Source organism: Parapedobacter flavus (genome assembly GCF_035818675.1).
Lineage (GTDB): Bacteria > Bacteroidota > Bacteroidia > Sphingobacteriales > Sphingobacteriaceae > Parapedobacter > Parapedobacter flavus.
On record NZ_JAYKZZ010000010.1, the window covers coordinates 153,287 to 172,726 of the forward strand.

Consider the following 19,440-nt stretch of genomic DNA (forward strand, 5'->3'; position numbering starts at 1 on the left):
TGTTTCAGTTGTGTCACTAACGAGATTATTGTCATTACAAAGAGGAAAATTATAATTATCAAAACTTAACGCATTAGTACTATAGCTCAATTTAAAATATACATCATCCCGTATTCTCGGAACAGTATGTAAGATGGGTGAACCAATTTCAATTTATTGCGTAGGTTCGTCTAAGGTGTATCGTTTTCTAGAGAAGTCCTTCGGTTTTTAAGCACTTGCTCCGCTGTAGGTTTATTGCTACAAAAGAAAATTATTAGGTGTCAGGGAATTGCAGGTGTTGTTCTTTCACTCTAAATTTGACAATCGGTACCATTAAAGTAATAGTAATGTTACTGAACGAAAAAAGCACATCTATTATTGAAAAAAACACAGTCATACCGGGAGGCATTTATGGGAGACACAGTACTTGATATTTTCGACTTTCATGTAACAAGCCATCCAAAAAAAACAGCCGTTACTTTTGAAAGAAAATCACTAACATACAGACAGTTAAACGAAAAATCAAATCAACTGGCTCATTTCCTACTGCGTCTTGGTATTTCACCGGGCACCCCCGTTCCAATTCTATTAAGCGACCCGCTAGAAGGCCTGATCACAATACTAGGCATACTGAAAGCCGGTGGTGCCTATGTACCTATAGACACCACATTCCCTGCCGAGCGGATATCCTATTTGTTGGAAGATACCGGTGCCTCGGTGGCTGTCAGTAGCAGCGACGACACCCAAACACTGCCAGCAACGAATCATTTGAAGCATACCATATTGGTTGATCGGCAAGCTCCAGATATCTGTCTCGAATCGCAGGAAAACCTACCCGACTGTCCCAGCCGCCACCACCTAGCATATATCATCTATACATCGGGCTCTACCGGACAGCCTAAGGGTGTTCTGATGGAGCACGGACCGTTGGCGTCTTACATCAAGAAACAAGGTGAATTTCTGAATATTGGCAGCAACGAACGAATCTTACAATTTTCCAACTACTGCTTTGACGCTTCGGTGGAACAGATTTTCCTGGCTTTGTGCCATGGCGTCACGTTGGTGTTGCTGCCCAAGAACGCCCGGCAGGATATGGCGTTATTCTCATCGTTTATCAACGAGCAACGAATCACCCATCTTCATGCGACACCATCCTTTCTAGAACAAGTGCCCGTAAAAGCCTACAGCAACCTGATTCGAATTGTCTCTGCAGGCGAGCCCTGCAAGAAGCACATCATTGCGAATTGGCTGGCTCATGTGGATTTTATAAACAAATATGGACCTACAGAGACCTGTATCTCAACACACGAGCACCGTTGCACAGTTGACGATTTGGCTGCTTCTGGGAACGTTCCGATAGGAGAACCGCTACCAGGCATCCATCAATACATCCTGTCGCCCGACGGTGATCTGGTATCTGGCAACGATATTGGCGAATTGTTCATTGGTGGCGATCAATTGGCGCGTGGATACCTCAATTTACCGGAACAAACGAACGAGCGATTCTTGCTTAACCATCCAGGAATCGCTGAACGTATCTACCGCACGGGGGATTTGGTCAGACAGTTGCCGGGAGGAAAAATCGAGTATATCGGGCGGATAGATGAACAAGTGAAAGTCAGGGGTTACCGGGTGGAGCTGAGAGAAATTGAGCACACGCTACAACAAGCACCGGGTGTCAGCCAATGTACGGTGGCCGCGCAGGACGACTCATTGGGTAACAAGCAGCTCGTGGGGTATGTCATTACAAAAGGGGGGTTCAACAAATCTGCTATTTTTGTACATCTCCGTTCGAAGCTGCCCTCGTACATGGTACCCGCCATACTGGTGCCGGTTGATCAGTTTCCGCTTACCCACACGGGAAAAATTAACAAAAAAGAACTTCCGATACCCAATGCAGCTAACTTGTCAACGCAGTCATTCATCCTTCCTAGAAAGAAACTGGAGAAAATATTGGCTGATCTTTGGACTTCCATCCTTCCTGCCAGCCGCATCGGCATCAACGACAATTTTTTTGAATTGGGGGGCAATTCACTGCTTGCCCAGAAGATGGTAACACTGCTTGGCCAACAGCATGGCATGCACTTGGCAGTCACAACCTTATATCAGTACCCCGTACTGGGTCAGTTGGCTAAATTCTTTGACGAGGGCCGATCAGCTATCGCCGACCGTACGGGGCGCGGGATTGAACCCACGGATTTCGACGATATTGCGGTTATTGGTATGTCTTGCCGTTTCCCGGGCGCGCATTCCATAAAAGCGTATTGGGATGTATTGAAAAACGGTAAGGAAACTACCCGATTCTTCCTTGACGATGAGCTAGCCCCTTCCATCCCATTGTCTCTCCGGACACATCCGGATTATGTCAAAGCCAGGGGTGTATTGGATCAGGTCGGTGATTTCGACGCTGCTTTTTTCGGCATTACACCTGCGCTCGCCAAATTAATGGACCCCCAGCAACGGATTTTTCTGGAAATCGCATGGGAAGCACTGGAACATTCCGGATGCGTTCCCCAAAAATACAACGGCACAATCGGTGTCTACGCAGGATGCCGATACAACACCTACTACGTCAATAATGTCCTGCCCAACAAGGAGCTAATTGAGAAGGCCGGAAACTTTCAGGTGACCACCATCAATGACAAAGACTATATAGCAACCAGAACTGCCTATTCATTGAATTTGAAAGGCCCTGCGGTTACGGTACAGTCGGCCTGTTCAACTTCGCTATTGGCAGTTGCTCAGGCCGTGCAGGCCATCCGCTCGGGGCAATGTGATGTCGCACTGGCAGGAGGTGCCTCAATTAGCCCTCCTATCATTAGCGGCCATCTCTATGAAGAAGGCGCAATACTGAGTAAAGATGGGCACTGCAGACCGTTCGACACCGCCGCTACCGGAACAGTGTTCAGTGATGGGGCCGGTGTAGTGGTCCTGAAATCCAGGAAGCAGGCCGAAGCAGACGGCGATACCATCTATGCGGTTATCAAGGGTATTGGAGTCAGCAATGACGGTGCCGGAAAAGGCAGTTTTACCGCACCGAATGTAGCGGGACAAGCAGCTGCTATCCGGATGGCTCTTTCCGACGCTGACGTCCTGCCGGAACAACTCAGTTATATCGAAGCCCATGGCACGGCAACGCCATTGGGAGATCCCATCGAAATCGAAGGACTGAAAATGGTTTTCGGTCCGCAACAAAAGAAGCAGTTCTGCGCTATCGGTTCCGTAAAAAGCAATATGGGACATACGACGAACGCAGCAGGAATAGCCGGATTCATCAAGACGGTACTATCCATACATCACCAACAGCTTCCCCCATCTATCAACTTCGAGCAAGCAAATCACTACATTGATTTTGAAAACAGCCCTTTTTTCGTCAATACAGCCTTGCAGCCATGGACGGGCAACAGCCTGTTGGCAGGTGTGAGCTCCTTCGGCGTTGGAGGTACCAATGTACACGTGGTGGTAGGGAATGCTACTTCACCATTACCACCACAGGAGGCCCAGTCGGCTAATTTGCCATTAATGCGCCCGATGCACCTCATTAGTTGGTCTGCAAAGCACGTTAACAGCATAACCCAATATGCGCAGAAGCTTCATCAATCAATAGAACGTTCGGCGAATAGTAACGTCGCAGATATCGCCTATACCCTCCACATTGCGAGGCAGGATTTCTCTAACCGTGTTTTCATGGTTGTGGCTGATACGAACGAATTGAAAAACGCATTGGGCAATGCGGAGCTGTTGGCCACATCAAACAAAGCGGTTGAAACACCAATCCGCGACGTGGTCTTTATGTTTCCAGGCCAAGGTGCGCAATTCACCCAAATGGGCCTGGACCTTTACCTGCACGAACCGATCTTCCAACAAGCTGTCGATCGTTGTGCGGAAATTTTCATGAACGAAACCGGCGAAGACATCCGTGGCGTGATTTATCCCGAACGGTCATCGCCCGAAGCAACCGAACGGCTACGCGATACGTTATACAGCCAACCGGCTCTTTTTACGATAGGGTACGCATTGGCTCAGACATGGATGCATTGGGGATTACGTCCGTCAGCCTTAATCGGCCATAGCGTCGGCGAATTCGTCGCCGCACACCTTTCCGGCATATTTTCACTGGAAGATGCTATTAAATTGATCGCATCGCGGGCCAAGTTGATGGGCAGTTTGCCTACCGGGACAATGCTATCTGTCAGGCATCCCGCATCGGATCTTGTCTCTCTACTGCCCGGGGACCTAGATATCGCGGCAGTCAACAGTCCTCAATTATGTGTGGTATCCGGACCGGAAAACGCCATCCAATCGTTTAGCGATCTGCTGAATGACAAAAATATCGCGAACAAGCGGTTGCATACCAGCCATGCATTCCATTCATCGATGATGGATTCGGTAGTGGAGCCTTTCGGGGAAACCGTTGCGGCCATCGCACTCCGTGAACCGGAAATTCCGATCTGTTCAACAGTTACCGGAAACTGGCTGCGAGCCGATGAAGCTAAAAACCCATTGTATTGGGCCGGACATCTTCGGGCGACTGTCCATTTTTCCGAAGCAGCAGCAGTGCTCCTGAAAGAATACGACGCGTTTGTAGAAATGGGACCAGGCAATACCTTAACAACCCTAGTAAAACAACAATGTCCAAAGGAGCGAAGCCCACTCGTACTTCCTTCCCTTGTTCAACGAGAATCAGCACAATCTGCTTATCAAACGATGCTGAACACACTCGGTTCTCTTTGGCAGCATGGGTTTGCTCCTGACTGGCAGTCATTCTATGGACAGGGGAAAAAACAGCGATTTACCGACTTACCGACATACGCCTATAACCGACAACATTATTGGGTAGACGGAAATAATCCGTCCACCCCTAACCAGACGGAGCAGCTGCTGCAGACTGACATTCCAGTCCCTGCTATTTCATACCATCATCCTACAGTAATGCCTAACAACATGAGAAAAGATACCCTTATTGAAACATTGAGAACCGTTCTCGAAGATACTTCCGGCATCGAAATGAGTAATGTCTCCGTTGACATGGGTTTTATGGAAATCGGGCTAGACTCGTTATTGCTGACCCAAATTGCCTTAGTTCTTAAGAGAGAATTCAGTGTTCCGGTTACTTTCCGGCAACTTAACGAAGACTTTTTCACACTTGATCGGTTAGCTACCTACTTAGACCAACAGTTGCCAGCAGAAACACCGCAACCCGCAACTGTTCAAGCTACAACTGTTGCCCAATCACCAGTTGCTGCAGTGCAGGAACCGGTGTTCAGCAACGTATCTGTTGGATCAGCTATTGGCAATGCAAATACAGTAGCAATCAACCTCATCAGCCAACAACTGCACTTGCTTTCGCAGCAATTGATGTTGCTACAGGGACAAAGTCACCTTACTCAACCGGCTGTTTCGCCGATTCAACCCGTTTCGCCAGTTCAGAACGAGCAACGAATTACCCCTTCCCAACAAGCTGCCGTTAAACCGCAACCAAGCATCGCTCCTCCGGTTGATGAAGCACCCGAAGCGGCTAAACCTTTTGGAGCGGGGGCGCGCATCGAAAAGCAAGCGGCTGCACTTACCGCCAAGCAGCTGGAGTTTGTCAACCAGCTCACGGCGAGATATAATGCCAAGACTGTCAAAAGCAAATCTTATACGCAAGAGCACCGGGCTTATATGGCTGACCCCCGTGTAGTCTCCGGTTTCAAACCGACGACCAAAGAACTTGTCTATTCCGTCGTTGTTAATCAATCGAACGGAAGCAGACTTTGGGATATTGATGGCAACGAGTACATCGACGCATTAAACGGTTTCGGATCGAATATGCTGGGCTATCAGCCCGATTTCATTAAGCAAGCCCTAATCGCACAAATAGAGAAAGGCTACGAAATCGGCCCACAGCACGAACTGTCTGGCGAAGTGTGCAAACTGATTTGCGAATTTACCAAGTTCGATCGCGCAGCGCTGTGTAACACCGGATCCGAAGCTGTACTAGGTGCAATGCGGATTGCCCGGACAGTAACAGGCAAGCCAAAGGTCGTTGCCTTCTCGGGTTCTTATCACGGTATCACGGACGAAGTGATTGTGCGGAGCAACAAGAAATTGAAAACATTCCCCGCGGCCCCTGGAATTATGGCCGAGAATGTTCAGAACATGATTATTCTCGATTATAACGTGGACGAATCACTTGATATCATCCGGGATCGGTCTGATGAGGTAGCTGCTGTATTGGTAGAACCCATCCAGAGCAGGCATTCGGAGTTGAGGCCATTGGAATTCCTGAAAAAACTCCGAAAACTTACTGAAGAGTTGGGTATCGTGTTGATTTTTGACGAAGTGATTTCGGGCTTCCGGTTTCATCCGGGGGGAATCCAGGGAATGTATGGGATACAGGCCGACCTCGGCACCTACGGAAAGGTCGCTGGGGGAGGGATTTCGATCGGGATCATTGCGGGCAAAAAACAATACATGGATGCGTTGGATGGCGGATTTTGGCAATACGGAGACAACTCCATCCCGGAAGTAGGCGTAACGTATTTTGCGGGCACTTTTGTCCGCCATCCCTTAGCGCTTGCCACCGCAAAGGCCTCGTTACAATATCTAAAAGAACAAGGACCCCAGCTTCAAAAAACGCTGAACAGAAAAACGGAATACCTTGCACACAAACTCAACAATACCTGTAAACACCTGCGGGTACCCTTGTATATTGCACAATTTGGTTCGCAATGGCGTATCAAGTTTAAGGAAGAGTATCCATATTCCGAATTATTCTTCACATTGATGCGGTTAAAAGGAATCCACATACTGGAAGGTTTTTCATGTTTCTTAACCACGGCCCATAGCGATCAGGATATTGAGACCATCATTGAAAAATTTGAAGAGAGCCTGATTGAACTGAAGGCTGTTGACCTCATCCCCGACTATCAACATCCCGAAAGTACCGATGAGATTACGGACCCGTTTGCAGTACCGCCACTTCCCAACGCAAAACTGGGAAAAGATAAATCAGGCAATCCAGCATGGTTTGTGATGGACGAAAAGAATCCGGGCAACTATTTACAATTAAATTAATTCTCACTCCTATGAATCAACACTCCGTTAAAAAATGGGACAAATTTCTGATTTACAGCAAAATAAGTGGATAAATAATGGCTGAAAAATTTCAATAAACCCTTGATTTTCAGTATCTTAATAGTGTTTTCTAAGCATTATTTGAGATATGGTCACCAAGGGTTATAATCTATACAAAACACTGATAATCAACATATTGTTAAACATGAAGAATATCAACGCATGCAGGCAGCGTTTCATGGTCGAGGCCGTGACCCTGTTCCTTTCGATAAAGGGCCGGATCAATTTCCAGCAACTGGAACGGTACGGCAAATATAGTGAACAGCGCTACCGTATCCAATTCGAAAAGCCATTTGATTTCATGGGCTTCAACAGCGGATTGGTCCGCAAGCACGGCAGCGGCCATTATATCATCGCCCTTGATCCCAGTTTCATCGCCAAATCGGGGAAGAAGACGCCCGGCGTCGGCTATTTCTGGTCGGGTCAGGCAGCGCGCGTGAAACGTGGACTTGAGATGCTGGGCATGGCGGCAATCGACGTGGACAACCACACCGGATTCCATCTGGATGCCTGCCAGACGATAACCGGCAACCATCCGGAAAAATCACTTGCCGAGATCTACGCGGATTCATTCACCGACCGCGGCAAGGAACTCCTGGAACTGTCCAGCATTGCTGTGGCGGACGCATGGTTCACCAAGAAGCCGTTCATTGATGCAATCTGCGGGGCCGGTTTCCGGTTCGTAGGCAGGATGCGCGATGACGCCAATCTGAAATACCTCTACGCCGGCCCCCGCAAGCCCGGTCGCGGGAGACCCAGGGTGTACGACGGTAAAGTCGACCACAAGGAAATCAAGGCCGGGTATTTCCATGAGGTGGAATTGGCGGACGGAACTAGGGCCACAACGGCCGTAGTATATGCTGTTTCGCTCAAACGGAAAATCCGCGTGGTCAGGGTATCCGCTGGGAAGACCCACAAACTGTATTTCTCAACTGATACGGGGATGGGACCTGCCGATATCGTCCGCTACTACAGGCTACGCTTCCAGATCGAGTTCATCTACCGCGACGCAAAACAGTTCACCGGACTGGAAAATTGCCAGGCAAGGAGCGAGAACAAGTTGGACTTCCACCTCAATCTGGCCCTAACGGCAACCAATGTCGCCAAAGCCGCGCATTGGATAAGCATCCCCAAAAAGGAACAAGGGGCGTTCTCCATGGCCGACATCAAGACGATGAACCACAACACTTTACTGATGAATAGATTTTTTTCAACCTTTGGGATAAACCCACACTTGCAAAAAAATCAGAAACATGTCAAAGAACTAATAATGTACGGCACTATTGCCGCTTAAAAATTAACTAACTATTGATGAATAATATTAACAATCTAACCCCCGTTGATTTTAATCCCTTTCAAGATGCCCGGAAGATTGAGAAAGTAACATATACAACCGAAGCGCAGAAAGAAATTTGGCTGGCTTGTGCGATTGGAGAACAAGAAGCTAATCTTTCCTATAATGAATCGGTTTCGCTGATACTCGAAGGGGATTTTCGGCGGGACGCATTTGAATCTGCACTCAGGCAATTGGTACGGAGACACGAGGCGCTCCGAGCTACGGTAAGTTCCAGTGGAGAGCACTTAGTTATCTACGAAGATATTCCCTACGAAGCCAAGTTCTATGACTTTTCGGAGATGGAAGATGATGAAAAGCAAATAGCATTCAAGGCATTTTTAACCCAACAGATGCATATTCCTTTCAATATTGAGGAAGGACCTTTATTTCGTTTCTTCATCCATAAATTTTCTCCAAGACACCACTATTTCACGCTGTTTAAACATCATATTATCGGTGACGGATGGTCTACGGGTATACTATTGGAAGATATCAGCAAATTTTACAACGGGTTTGTCCATGGCCTGAACCCCATCCTGCCAGTTCCATACCAAATCAGCGAGTATGCCAAAGATGAATTACGCTACCAACAAACATCGGCCTACGAATCAGCTGAACAATATTGGATCAATCTCTATAGCGGCAATATCCCGGTACTGGACCTGCCAACCGATTATCCTAGAAAGTCACCCCGGTCATTTAAGGGAAATCGGATCGATTTCGAGTTGTCCCGTGAACTCGTACAACGTGTAAGACAAGTAGGTGCCAAGGCTGGATGCAGTCTGGTAAATACATTAGTAGCTGCATTTGAGCTATTCTTGCATAAAACGACTAATCAACGAGATATCACAGTAGGTTTGCCAACCGCTGGCCAGTTAGCAACAGAAAGGTTTGATTTGGTCGGACATTGTGTTAACCTATTGCCATTACGAAGCAAAATAGATACCACGGCAAGTATCAATGAATACCTGAAATCAAGACGGCAATCATTCTTTGACGCCTATGATAACCAGCGATTTACATTTGGGGAACTGGTGAAAAAACTGAAGATACCCCGAGATGAAAGTCGTATCCCGCTGATCCCCGTTATGTTCAATGTCGACATGGGAATGGACAACGCGGTATCATTTGAAGCTCTTAAGCATACGCTCATCTCGAACCCACGGGAATTTGAGGCATTTGAGCTCTTTCTAAACGTCACCAATGCCAAAGACCGTCTGATATTGGAATGGTCTTACAACAGCGGTCTTTTTACCCCGAAAACCATCCGGTCCATGATGGCTGCGTTTGAATACCTGTTGACGCAAGTTGCAGATGATCCAGACGGCACCATCGAAGCACTTCGTTTAACCGATGGCGTAGTGCCCAAAAGTATTGTTACCGGCGAACAATTGGATTACGACAAGTCATCGAATTTCACCAAACTGATTGCTCAATCGGCTCACGAAAATGCCGAAAGAACAGCGGTAATTTTCGAAAATCGTCGCATCAACTACCGGCAATTGGAAAGCCAAACCAATCAATTTGCCCATTATTTGTCAAGCATCGGTGTTAAAAAAGGAATGGTTGTCGGCGTGGCAATGGATCGGTCGATTGAAATGTTAGTAGCATTGGTCGGCATCGCCAAATCAGGGGGCGTTTACCTACCATTGGATCCAGAATATCCGGAAGAACGGATTGAATTTATGCTCCAGGATTCAACGGCTAAATACCTGGTCACCGACAAACACCACAAGGGCCGTTGGGGATCTGAGGTTTCAATTATCATCTTTGGCGATATACAGGCGAATCTGGACATACAGCAAACGACTCCCCCGTCTATACCGATAACGGGAGAAGATTTGGTGTATTTACTGTATACTTCGGGTTCCAGTGGTAAACCGAAAGGTGTCCAGATCAAGCATTCGAACTTGTTGAACTTCCTGCTGAGTATGCAGCGCCAACCAGGAATACAACGAGCGGATGTCGTATTCAACATCACGACCATTTCATTCGATATTGCAGGGCTAGAGCTGTATCTTCCATTAACTGTAGGGGCTACACTGGTACTAAGCGACCAAGAGACAACACGCGACGGACGGGCTATCCTCCGCTCTCTTTCCGACCGGCAAGTCACCCTTATGCAAGCCACGCCGTCGACGTGGCGTATGATGTTGGACGCAGGCTGGGAACACCGGATCCCACTAAAAGCACTTTGCGGCGGAGAACCCTTCCCAATCGAATTGGCAGATAAACTACTTGATCGTTGCCAAGCGGTATGGAACATGTACGGTCCGACCGAAACGACAATCTGGTCAACAATCAAAGAAATCACTCGGGCGGACAACGGCCTAATCACTGTGGGCAATCCCATTGCTAATACTACAGTTCATATCCTGGACGAACACCATGTGCCCGTTGCGATTGGGGGAATAGGCGAGTTATTCATTGCTGGCGATGGTGTAGCCAAAGGATACCTAAACCGCCCAGAACTCAACAAAGAGCGGTTTATCGCCGATCCAGCAGATGAGTGCAGCGCTATGTACGCGACGGGGGATTTGGGTAAAATAGTAAGTAACGGTGAAATCCAGTGTTTAGGAAGGAAAGACAACCAAGTCAAGATCAGAGGACACCGGATAGAGCTGGGTGAAATAGAATACCAGTTAAGCACGTTGCGCGGCATAAAGGAAGCGATAGTCGACGCTAAACCTACTCCACAAGGAGACACCCAATTGGTAGCGTACGTCATCGCTGATCGAGATGATAAATCCGATGACAGCGATTCTGTTTCATGGAAAGACCGGTGGGATACCATCTACGACACCGGCGTTGAGTTCAACAAATCTGCCAATTTGGAGGAACACCAAATCGATGGGAGTATTTACCGCCAACTGGAGAACAGCGAAGAACTGAAACTCCAAGCCGACGAATGGCTGAAAGAATCCGTCGACCGCATCCGGAAAATCGGAGCCGAACGCATCTTGGAAGTAGGTAGCGGTGCCGGACAAATCCTGTTTGGAGTCGCACCGTTTACATCGTACTATCTGGCTACTGACTACGCGCATACGGCTATCGACAAACTAAGCGAGCAATTGGTCGCTCATCCCGACAAATGGGGGCACGTCGAAGCCAAGACAGCCCCCGCCGACGATTTCAGCGGAATTCCAGCGGCATCCTTAGATTTGGTGTTGGTCAATAGTGTTGCCCAGTATTTCCCGGATGCCAATTACTTTTTAAAAGTAATTGAAAATGCAACTAAGGTGGTCAAACCCGGCGGTTGCATCTTCATCGGGGACATGCAAGGCAAAAACTCACTTGAGATGTGTCATGCAATCGATCAGTTCAAACGTTCATCCGATACCGCTACCCTATCCCGTTTTCAAGAGGTGGTGAAAAACCGCGTCCGGATAGAAGAAGAGCTGGTTGCCGATCCGGGATTCTTTTACCTCCTCCCTACATTGATACCGGCCATTACCGCCGTAGATGTCCAATTGAGGAAAGGACTGCTGCTTAACGAAACCACCAATTATCACTTCGACATCTGGCTTTATGTCAATTCAACACATCAAACCATTGTTTCGGAAATCGACCACACCTGGGATGATGTTAAAACAGAAGACCGTGTCCGTCATTTGCTTACGACTCACACTGGCAAAACCATATCCATCACCGGTATCCCCAATAAAAGAACGGCCAAGGACTTCCTCCTGTCGACCATCTTGCAGCAGCCCGAAACAGGCCAAAAAACAATCGGGGAAATTAAACCCCAAGTGGAAGCCGAATCAACGGGTTTCTTGCCCGACACCTTCTGGGCAATTGGTGAAAAATACGGTTATGATACCCGTGTACGCTGGAGTACGGACGGTACGGACGGCTGCTTCGAAGCCATATTTTTACCGCCGACCGTAAAAAACGTCGTTCCTGCAACAATGGCACAGCTCAATACGTCGACTAAAAAGGCAATAGATTTCGTCAGACAGCCCAAAGCCGATGAGGCAACCAGCGTACCTGCGGAGCTGATCAAGTCTTGGAAAAACGAGTTGAGCAAGGTGCTTCCGGACTATATGGTTCCCGCACACTACGTTGCGGTAAAACAGTTTCCATTAACCCCAAACAAAAAGGTCGACCGGAAGGCGCTGCCGGCAATCGATTGGCAACAGCAAAGACTGGGTGGAAACCTTCCCAAAACCGATACGGAAAAACTTGTTGCGTCTATATGGGAAGACTGTTTGGGAATTACCAACATTAGTTTAGATGACAATTTCTTTGAATTGGGCGGACATTCGTTGATAGCTGTAAAATTGATGGCAACTATCGAGAAGGAATTTGGAAAACGACTACCATTGGTTAGTCTGTTCAAGTACCCTACTATTAAACAACTTTCGAAACTTTTGGAAGATAGTCAAGTGACAACCAATTGGGAGAGCTTAGTACCCATCAAGCCAACAGGAAATAAACCCCCATTATACGTCGTACATGGTATTGGACTCAACGTATTGTTTTTCCAAAGGGCGGCGAATTACCTGAATCCCGAACAACCCGTGTTCGCTTTGCAGGCGAAAGGTTTAGACGGAAGTCTTCTCTCTGGCCAAACCATAGAAGAAATTGCTGCAGACTATATTGATGAAATCCAAAAGCATAGCCCAAAAGGCCCTTATGCACTCTCCGGGTACTCTTATGGAGGTATGGTTGCCGTAGAGATGGCCAAGCAGTTAAAGCAAATGGGAAAAGAAGTGACTTTCTTAGGATTATTCGATTCTTATACTAATAAGACCGTCGAACAACAATTTGAAGGAAATCGTAATGAAATCCTTAAATATAAAGTAAAAAAGATACTGGCAATACCATTCTTATTTGTCAAAAATCCCCGTTTGTATGCGAGAGATAAATACCTGTATGCCAGGGGGGAATTTTATAAATTTTTTAAGAAAGTGTTTCCTAACAGGAGATTATTCAACGATCCTCCAGCACATATCAAATTGTTGCAAGAGCAGCATTCGGCCGCCTTAAGAACTTATAATCTTACGTCATATAACGGATCCGTCACGCTGTTCAAATCAAAAGTCAAAACACTTTACATTCCCTATTTTGAGACTAACGGCTGGGAACCTTATATAAACGGAGACATACACATTGCGGAAATACCGTGCAATCATGCGCAGTTGTTCCGTGAGCCCGCGGTTAAAATATTGGCTAAAGAACTTCAAAAACACCTCGATCTGTCTTTTTCGAGGATGAAAAACGATACCGAGCACGAAGTAAACATGCTCGGTTAACGCAATGGATATCAAAAAGGTCTTTGAGGGAAATTACTGGATTCGGTCTGGCACGGTCAGCTTGTTGCAACAAGTATGCAATTTTATCGTCGGGTTCGCAAGTTTTTTCTTTCTAGTGAGATTGACCTCTAAAGACGATTACGGCACATGGATTCTTTTTCTTTCGACCATTTCACTCGTTGAAATTATCCGCAATGAACTTATTCAAAATGCACTGATAAAATATGTTTCGGTAACTAGAAGCGAGGAACGCGGAAAAATCATTGCCACGTCTTTTATTATCAATACGGTCGTGACCGGTATACTGGCCATTTTATTGGCAGGTATTGCACCACTTTTGAGCCAAATCTGGGATGCACCGGCAATCGAAAATATGCTGTGCCTCTATCTTGTTTCGTTTGTTATCGTCGGTGTACAAATGCAGTTCAACAGTATAGAACAAGCACACCTCAGTTTCAATAGCTTATTCCTATCTACTTTCTCAAAGCAATTTCTCTTCCTTATTGCTATCACTGTTGCGTATTTCCAAAATTACAACATAAGCCTTATTCAACTGGTTGTACTTAACATTGTTTCGACAGTTGCAGGGACATTTGTTTCATGGCGTTTTGTGCGCAGACACCTGACATTTAAATGGAGATTCGACATGGGATGGGCAAAAAAACTGCTTAACTATGGCAAATATACGATGGCCACGTCGCTACATGCTACGTTTTCCAATGTGATGGATCAAATGTTGCTAGGAGGTATGCTCTCGCCAAGTGCCGTGAGTTCTTTTAATATTGCCAATCGCATCAGCAATATGGCACATATTCCAACCAACGCAATGGCGACAATCGTATTTCCGCAAGGTGCTATCCGCTTCGAATCTGAAGGCAAAGAAGCGATGAAATTATTATACGAGAAATCCGTGGGTTCCATTTTAGCTATCCTCACCCCCGCCGTAGCAATACTTTATCTGCTTGCTGACCCAATAATCCACATCATAGTCGGGGAACGGTACTTGGATGCTGTCCCGTTATTGCGGATAACCTTGCTTTACTGCCTTCTTATCCCTTATAGCAGACAAACAGGTACTATCCTCGAGTCCACAGGAAACACAAGATTGAATTTCCTATTGGTCTTATTCACCAGCACATTTAACATGATCTTAAATATCTTCCTCATCAGTGAATTTGGCGTAATTGGAGCAGTCTACGGAGCGTTATTGGCTAGAGTATTATTCTTCGTAGTGGCAGGTCACTACCTCAAAAAACTTTTCAAAATAAACCTTTGGACACCGTGGAAATACGCTATCCACTTTTATCCGGAAACCTATCGAAGGCTGTTCCACCGCAGCCCTTAGTTTTTGAAACATCCATTCCAGCGTCTGCACTTTGACGAAAAAAAATAAAATCAAACTTTAAATAGTTAAAATGTTTGTTTTAATTTGTAGTATTATTACTACAAAACGTTTTGTGCTTGTGAACAACAGACTGCTTTTCAATCCGGTTACGTTAGTGAAATCCTACATGATGATCGGCATTTATGTCATGATGGCTATGCCACTTTCTTCATGCACGAAGAAAGCGACGATTATCCCTGATAAAATTATTGCCGAAACACCCGGCGACAACGAAACCGACTCAACGGACAATGATTATTCAATCACCGAACCATCTCCCGTTTCCCAAAAAATGTTGGTATCGGGCGACACCAATGGAAAATTGGTGATCGATGGCAATACCGGGAAGTACAATTGTCACACCCAAATTATCATCAAGGCGGGCGTCTATACGAATATCCAAATCAAAAATTTAAAGGGCCAGGAAGGGTGCCCTATCCGGATTACGAACGACGGATTGGTTGAAGTAGTTGGCTTTCGCAAGCACATGCTAATTTCCAACGTTTCCAACATTGAAATCACCGGTAATGGAAACACTGACATTGAAAACGGCTTTTTATTTAGAGACAACGAATACAGGGCCATCGAATTACTCGGAGCTATCAATGGTTTGTCGGTTCAATATTTTGAATTCAAAAATATTGGAAATCATGTCATTTCATACAATAGTGATGTCGTTTATGACGGCAGTCCCGGTTCCTACGCGAGCAATCTTACATTTTCTCACCTCACCGCAGACAATACGGGCGCATTAATCAATTTCGGTGGTGGAATAAACGGTTCGGCCATTCAGGGTCTGGTAAAAAACTTAGAGATTTCACACGTATCGTTTAATAATGCACCTACGGTGAGAAATGCCGTGTATGTAGGTATGGTAGAAGGCTACGATATACACCATAATAGATTCCAACATGTGAATATGCATGAAGACAATCACAACGCTATGTTCTTCATGCGTGGAAATGGTCGTTTTCATAATAATTATATAAGTGATCACCAAGGCAACGCACTTCGTGCATGGGGAGTAAGTATTGGTTCGGCACCTAAGGAAATCTTGGCTTATAACAATATTGTGGTAAACTCACGGAAATATTCAGCCTTTGAAATACAATCCTTCGCAGACGATATGATTTCTGGGAAAACCACCTTCGTAAATGCTAAGATTTTCCACAACACTTGTGGCAATCTCAATACATCGCGAGATTGGTATGGCGTGGTACTTGATGCGTATCGGCTGTTGGGTGGGTCGTGCCAAGTGTTTAATAACCTTGTTTTTAATTTACCGGCGCCTCATCCCAAAAGCAACTTCGTGAGCTACATGTCTATTGAGGAAGGCATGTTAACGACAACGAACAATTTATATTCCCCCACATCGACAGCTGCTGGAATCGTAAACGAAAATGATTTTCGTCTCAACAGTTCATCAAAAGCAAAAGGAACTGGAAAAAAAATAAATCTTGTAAGTCTCGACTTTTACAGTGCTCCCCGCAACGTCAGCGCTCCGTCAATCGGCGCCGTCGAATAGTTGGATTGTATTTTGTAGTGCTTGTACTACAAACCTGTATTTCTCGGATTTTTCCTCTATTGAGTAGCGAAGACAATAACTACTTTTGAATGAAAGTTCTGTCACAGTCATTCAAATGATGTTTAAAATACCAGATTGGGTAAAGAAGTACCACAACAGTTTTCGTGTTTTCACAGACATTCCCCCGCGAATGTTTGACGAGGTCAATGAACGACTCAAAAAAAACACGACCGATTATCCCGTCGTTTCTATTGTTATTCCGACGTGGAACGAAGAAGCGAACATATTTAATTGCGTTTCAAGTTTATCGGCGACAGAAAGTTCAATTCCTTTTGAAATAATTGTCGTCAACAATAATTCGACCGACAATACACAACAAACGCTAGATAAACTCAACATAATAACTTTATTCCAACCCACGCAAGGTTGTGGCCCCACAAGACAGCTCGGACAGGAACATGCCCGTGGAAAATATATATTGCTTGCGGATGCCGACGTTATTTACCCCCCCCACTGGTTAGATGAAATGGTATCCGTATTACAACAAGAGGAAACAGTATGTGTATATGGAAGATACTCGTTTATTCCGGTCGACGGGTACCCTAGATGGAAACTGGCCATTCATGAAACATTAAAAGATATCATTGCCGAATTCCGACATATCAAGAGACCTTACCTCAATGCGTATGGCATGAGCATGGGATATATCCGGGAACTGGGAATGAAAGTTGGATTCGTAGATCATAATATCCGAGGCGAAGACGGGCGGTTATGTTTTGACTTAATGCCCTTTGGCAAAATTAGACAAGTAAAGGCATCGGCTGCCAGGGTCTGGACAACACCCCGTACGTTACAAAACGAGGGTGGTTTGTCGCGGGTATTGTTAAACCGATTGAAAAAAGAAGGAAAGCGCTTCAGTTCGCTGTTCTCTCCGCTCGCTCCACACGACACAAAAACGTCTAAAAATTGAGCCAAACCTACATAGATGAAGAAAAACAAGGAGAACATTACCCTGGTGACCGTATGTGACAATCACTTTGCAGTGATGCTCGCGGCTTTATTGAAGTCTATCCTCACCAACCAAAACGGGACCGGCCTTTTTTCATTGTATATTGTAGACGATGGTATCTCAAGGAAAAACCGACGACGGCTCGACTCAATTATTATGCACACGGCCAACTTCGGCGTCAATTGGCTACCCATAAAAAAAGCTTTCCCATCTAACATTGAACTTCCGCTCGACGGCTCTGCATTTCCACTATCCGTTTACGCTCGGATTTGTATTCCTTATTTCCTTCCGGATACTGTTGAAAAAGCGATTTATCTCGATGCCGACACCTTGGTAGAGAATGGCCTGGAGGAGTTGTGGAATGTAGACATGAGCGGATATGGTTTAGCGGCGGTAACCGATAAAGCAACAACGGTAAGTACAAGATGGGCAGGTATAAAAAATTATGCCGCCCTAGGAATACCTGCCGATTCACTGTACTTCAATACCGGGGTATTAATAATGGATTTGAAGAAGTGGCGCGAAGAAGATATTCCAAGCCATGTTTTTAAATGCATTAAGGAGAATATCAAATACGCAACGTTCCCAGACCAATATGGGTTGAATGTCTATTTTGCAAACAAATGGTTAGCTTTGCCGGCCCATTGGAACAGTTATGCGCAAGATGATATAATCGACCCCAAAATCATCCATTTTACCGGAATGAAACCCATTTATAGAGGGTATCAATTTAATCAAGCATACAAGCGTCGTTTCTTCGAATATTTGTCATCCACACCTTTCAGAAAATTTAAACCGAAAAGCTCATATTTCCGTCTCTTATCAAAAATGATGCATGTTTTAGAGAAGAAACAATCTGCGCTTACACAGTGGATTCGAGAAGTAAAGGTCACGTTAAGCCCATAAACCGATCACCATAAACTCACTAACACAAAAACACTAATTACGATGGTTCCACGCACAACAATAACCTTAGCATCAATTGTTGACAATCATCTTGCCATCATGCAAGGTGCATTGCTTCAGTCCATCCAGGATCATTACAAGTCGGATGAAAAGATAGATTATTACTTAATTACAGACAATCTTTCCGAGATTAATAAAAAGAAACTGTGTTTCAACATTCATAAGATCAATTTAATTTGGGTAGACATAAACGATGTTATACCCGACAACATAAATCTGCCGGTAGACAAATCGTCCTTCCCCATCAATGTATATGCGCGGTTATTTATTCCGAATATAATTGCGGAAAATACGGAGAGAACAATCTATCTCGACGTAGACATGGTCGTAATGGAAGACATTTCTAAACTATGGAAAATTGACATGGCAGACTACCCCGTTGGCGGAGTGCTTGATCGTAGCAGATCGGTTAGTTGTGAATGGGCGGGTATAAGTAATTACAAAGAATTGGGGTTGGCGAAAGACACAGGCTACTACAATACAGGTATGTTCATTATGAATAATCGACGCTGGAAAGCTGAAAACTACGCACAGCGTATCGTTGATTGTTTGCAGGAGAACATCAAATTTAGTTCGTTTCCAATTAACTATGGAATGAACGTCATATTGGCCAACCAATGGCTAACACTTGACGCGAGATGGAATGCTTATGCAATGGAAGAAATAAACGAACCATTTATTATCCATTTTGCCGGTAAAAAACCAATTTTTAAATCCTATAGCTATAATCAAGAATATAAAACTATTTTTTTTAAGTATATTGAAAAAACGGCATGGAAGGGCTTCCAACCTATTGGTGAAAGGCGTAGACTAGTAAAGAAATTATATAACAAAATAGAAAAAAGGATCCAACACCTACTCAAATGA

Annotated in this window: 8 protein-coding genes; all 8 read left to right on the forward strand. The window is 45.4% G+C overall.

Going from position 1 to position 19,440, the window contains the following annotated elements:
- Window positions 1-357: 357 nt before the first annotated feature.
- The 8 genes from U9S71_RS09575 (at window position 358) to U9S71_RS09610 (ending at window position 19,440) form a co-directional block, all read left to right on the forward strand.
- Window positions 358-7,038 (forward strand): polyketide synthase, encoded by a 6,681-nt coding sequence (locus U9S71_RS09575; RefSeq protein ID WP_326327053.1) that lies wholly within the window; start codon window positions 358-360, stop codon window positions 7,036-7,038.
- 205 nt (window positions 7,039-7,243) lie between these two features.
- Entirely contained in the window at window positions 7,244-8,392 is a 1,149-nt protein-coding gene (locus tag U9S71_RS09580; RefSeq protein WP_326327055.1) for a transposase, read from the forward strand.
- A 17-nt stretch (window positions 8,393-8,409) separates the two neighbouring features.
- Window positions 8,410-13,689, forward strand: coding sequence for a non-ribosomal peptide synthetase (locus U9S71_RS09585; RefSeq protein WP_326327056.1), 5,280 nt, complete (start codon window positions 8,410-8,412; stop codon window positions 13,687-13,689).
- Window positions 13,690-13,693: 4 nt separating this feature from the next.
- Window positions 13,694-15,034, forward strand: a complete 1,341-nt coding sequence (locus tag U9S71_RS09590; protein ID WP_326327057.1) for a flippase — start codon at window positions 13,694-13,696, stop codon at window positions 15,032-15,034.
- 166 nt (window positions 15,035-15,200) lie between these two features.
- On the forward strand, window positions 15,201-16,598 hold the full coding sequence (locus U9S71_RS09595; RefSeq protein WP_326327058.1) for a hypothetical protein: 1,398 nt from the start codon (window positions 15,201-15,203) through the stop codon (window positions 16,596-16,598).
- A gap of 85 nt (window positions 16,599-16,683) precedes the next feature.
- The gene (locus U9S71_RS09600; RefSeq protein WP_326327059.1) at window positions 16,684-17,568 is read left to right on the forward strand and encodes a glycosyltransferase family 2 protein; all 885 of its coding nucleotides are present in this window, start codon (window positions 16,684-16,686) and stop codon (window positions 17,566-17,568) included.
- Between the two features lie 15 nt (window positions 17,569-17,583).
- A complete protein-coding gene (locus U9S71_RS09605) occupies window positions 17,584-18,513 on the forward strand; it encodes a glycosyltransferase family 8 protein (protein WP_326327060.1) in 930 nt (309 codons plus the stop codon).
- A 42-nt stretch (window positions 18,514-18,555) separates the two neighbouring features.
- The gene (locus U9S71_RS09610) at window positions 18,556-19,440 is read left to right on the forward strand and encodes a glycosyltransferase family 8 protein (RefSeq protein WP_326327061.1); all 885 of its coding nucleotides are present in this window, start codon (window positions 18,556-18,558) and stop codon (window positions 19,438-19,440) included.

Excerpts from the sequence above, each read along its gene's own strand:
- U9S71_RS09580 (WP_326327055.1), top strand. The coding sequence starts at position 7,244 with ATGAAGAATATCAACGCATGCAGGCAGCGTTTCATGGTCGAGGCCGTG.
- U9S71_RS09585 (WP_326327056.1), top strand. The coding sequence starts at position 8,410 with ATGAATAATATTAACAATCTAACCCCCGTTGATTTTAATCCCTTTCAA.
- U9S71_RS09590 (WP_326327057.1), top strand. The coding sequence starts at position 13,694 with ATGGATATCAAAAAGGTCTTTGAGGGAAATTACTGGATTCGGTCTGGC.
- U9S71_RS09595 (WP_326327058.1), top strand. The coding sequence starts at position 15,201 with ATGATGATCGGCATTTATGTCATGATGGCTATGCCACTTTCTTCATGC.
- U9S71_RS09605 (WP_326327060.1), top strand. The coding sequence starts at position 17,584 with ATGAAGAAAAACAAGGAGAACATTACCCTGGTGACCGTATGTGACAAT.
- U9S71_RS09610 (WP_326327061.1), top strand. The coding sequence starts at position 18,556 with ATGGTTCCACGCACAACAATAACCTTAGCATCAATTGTTGACAATCAT.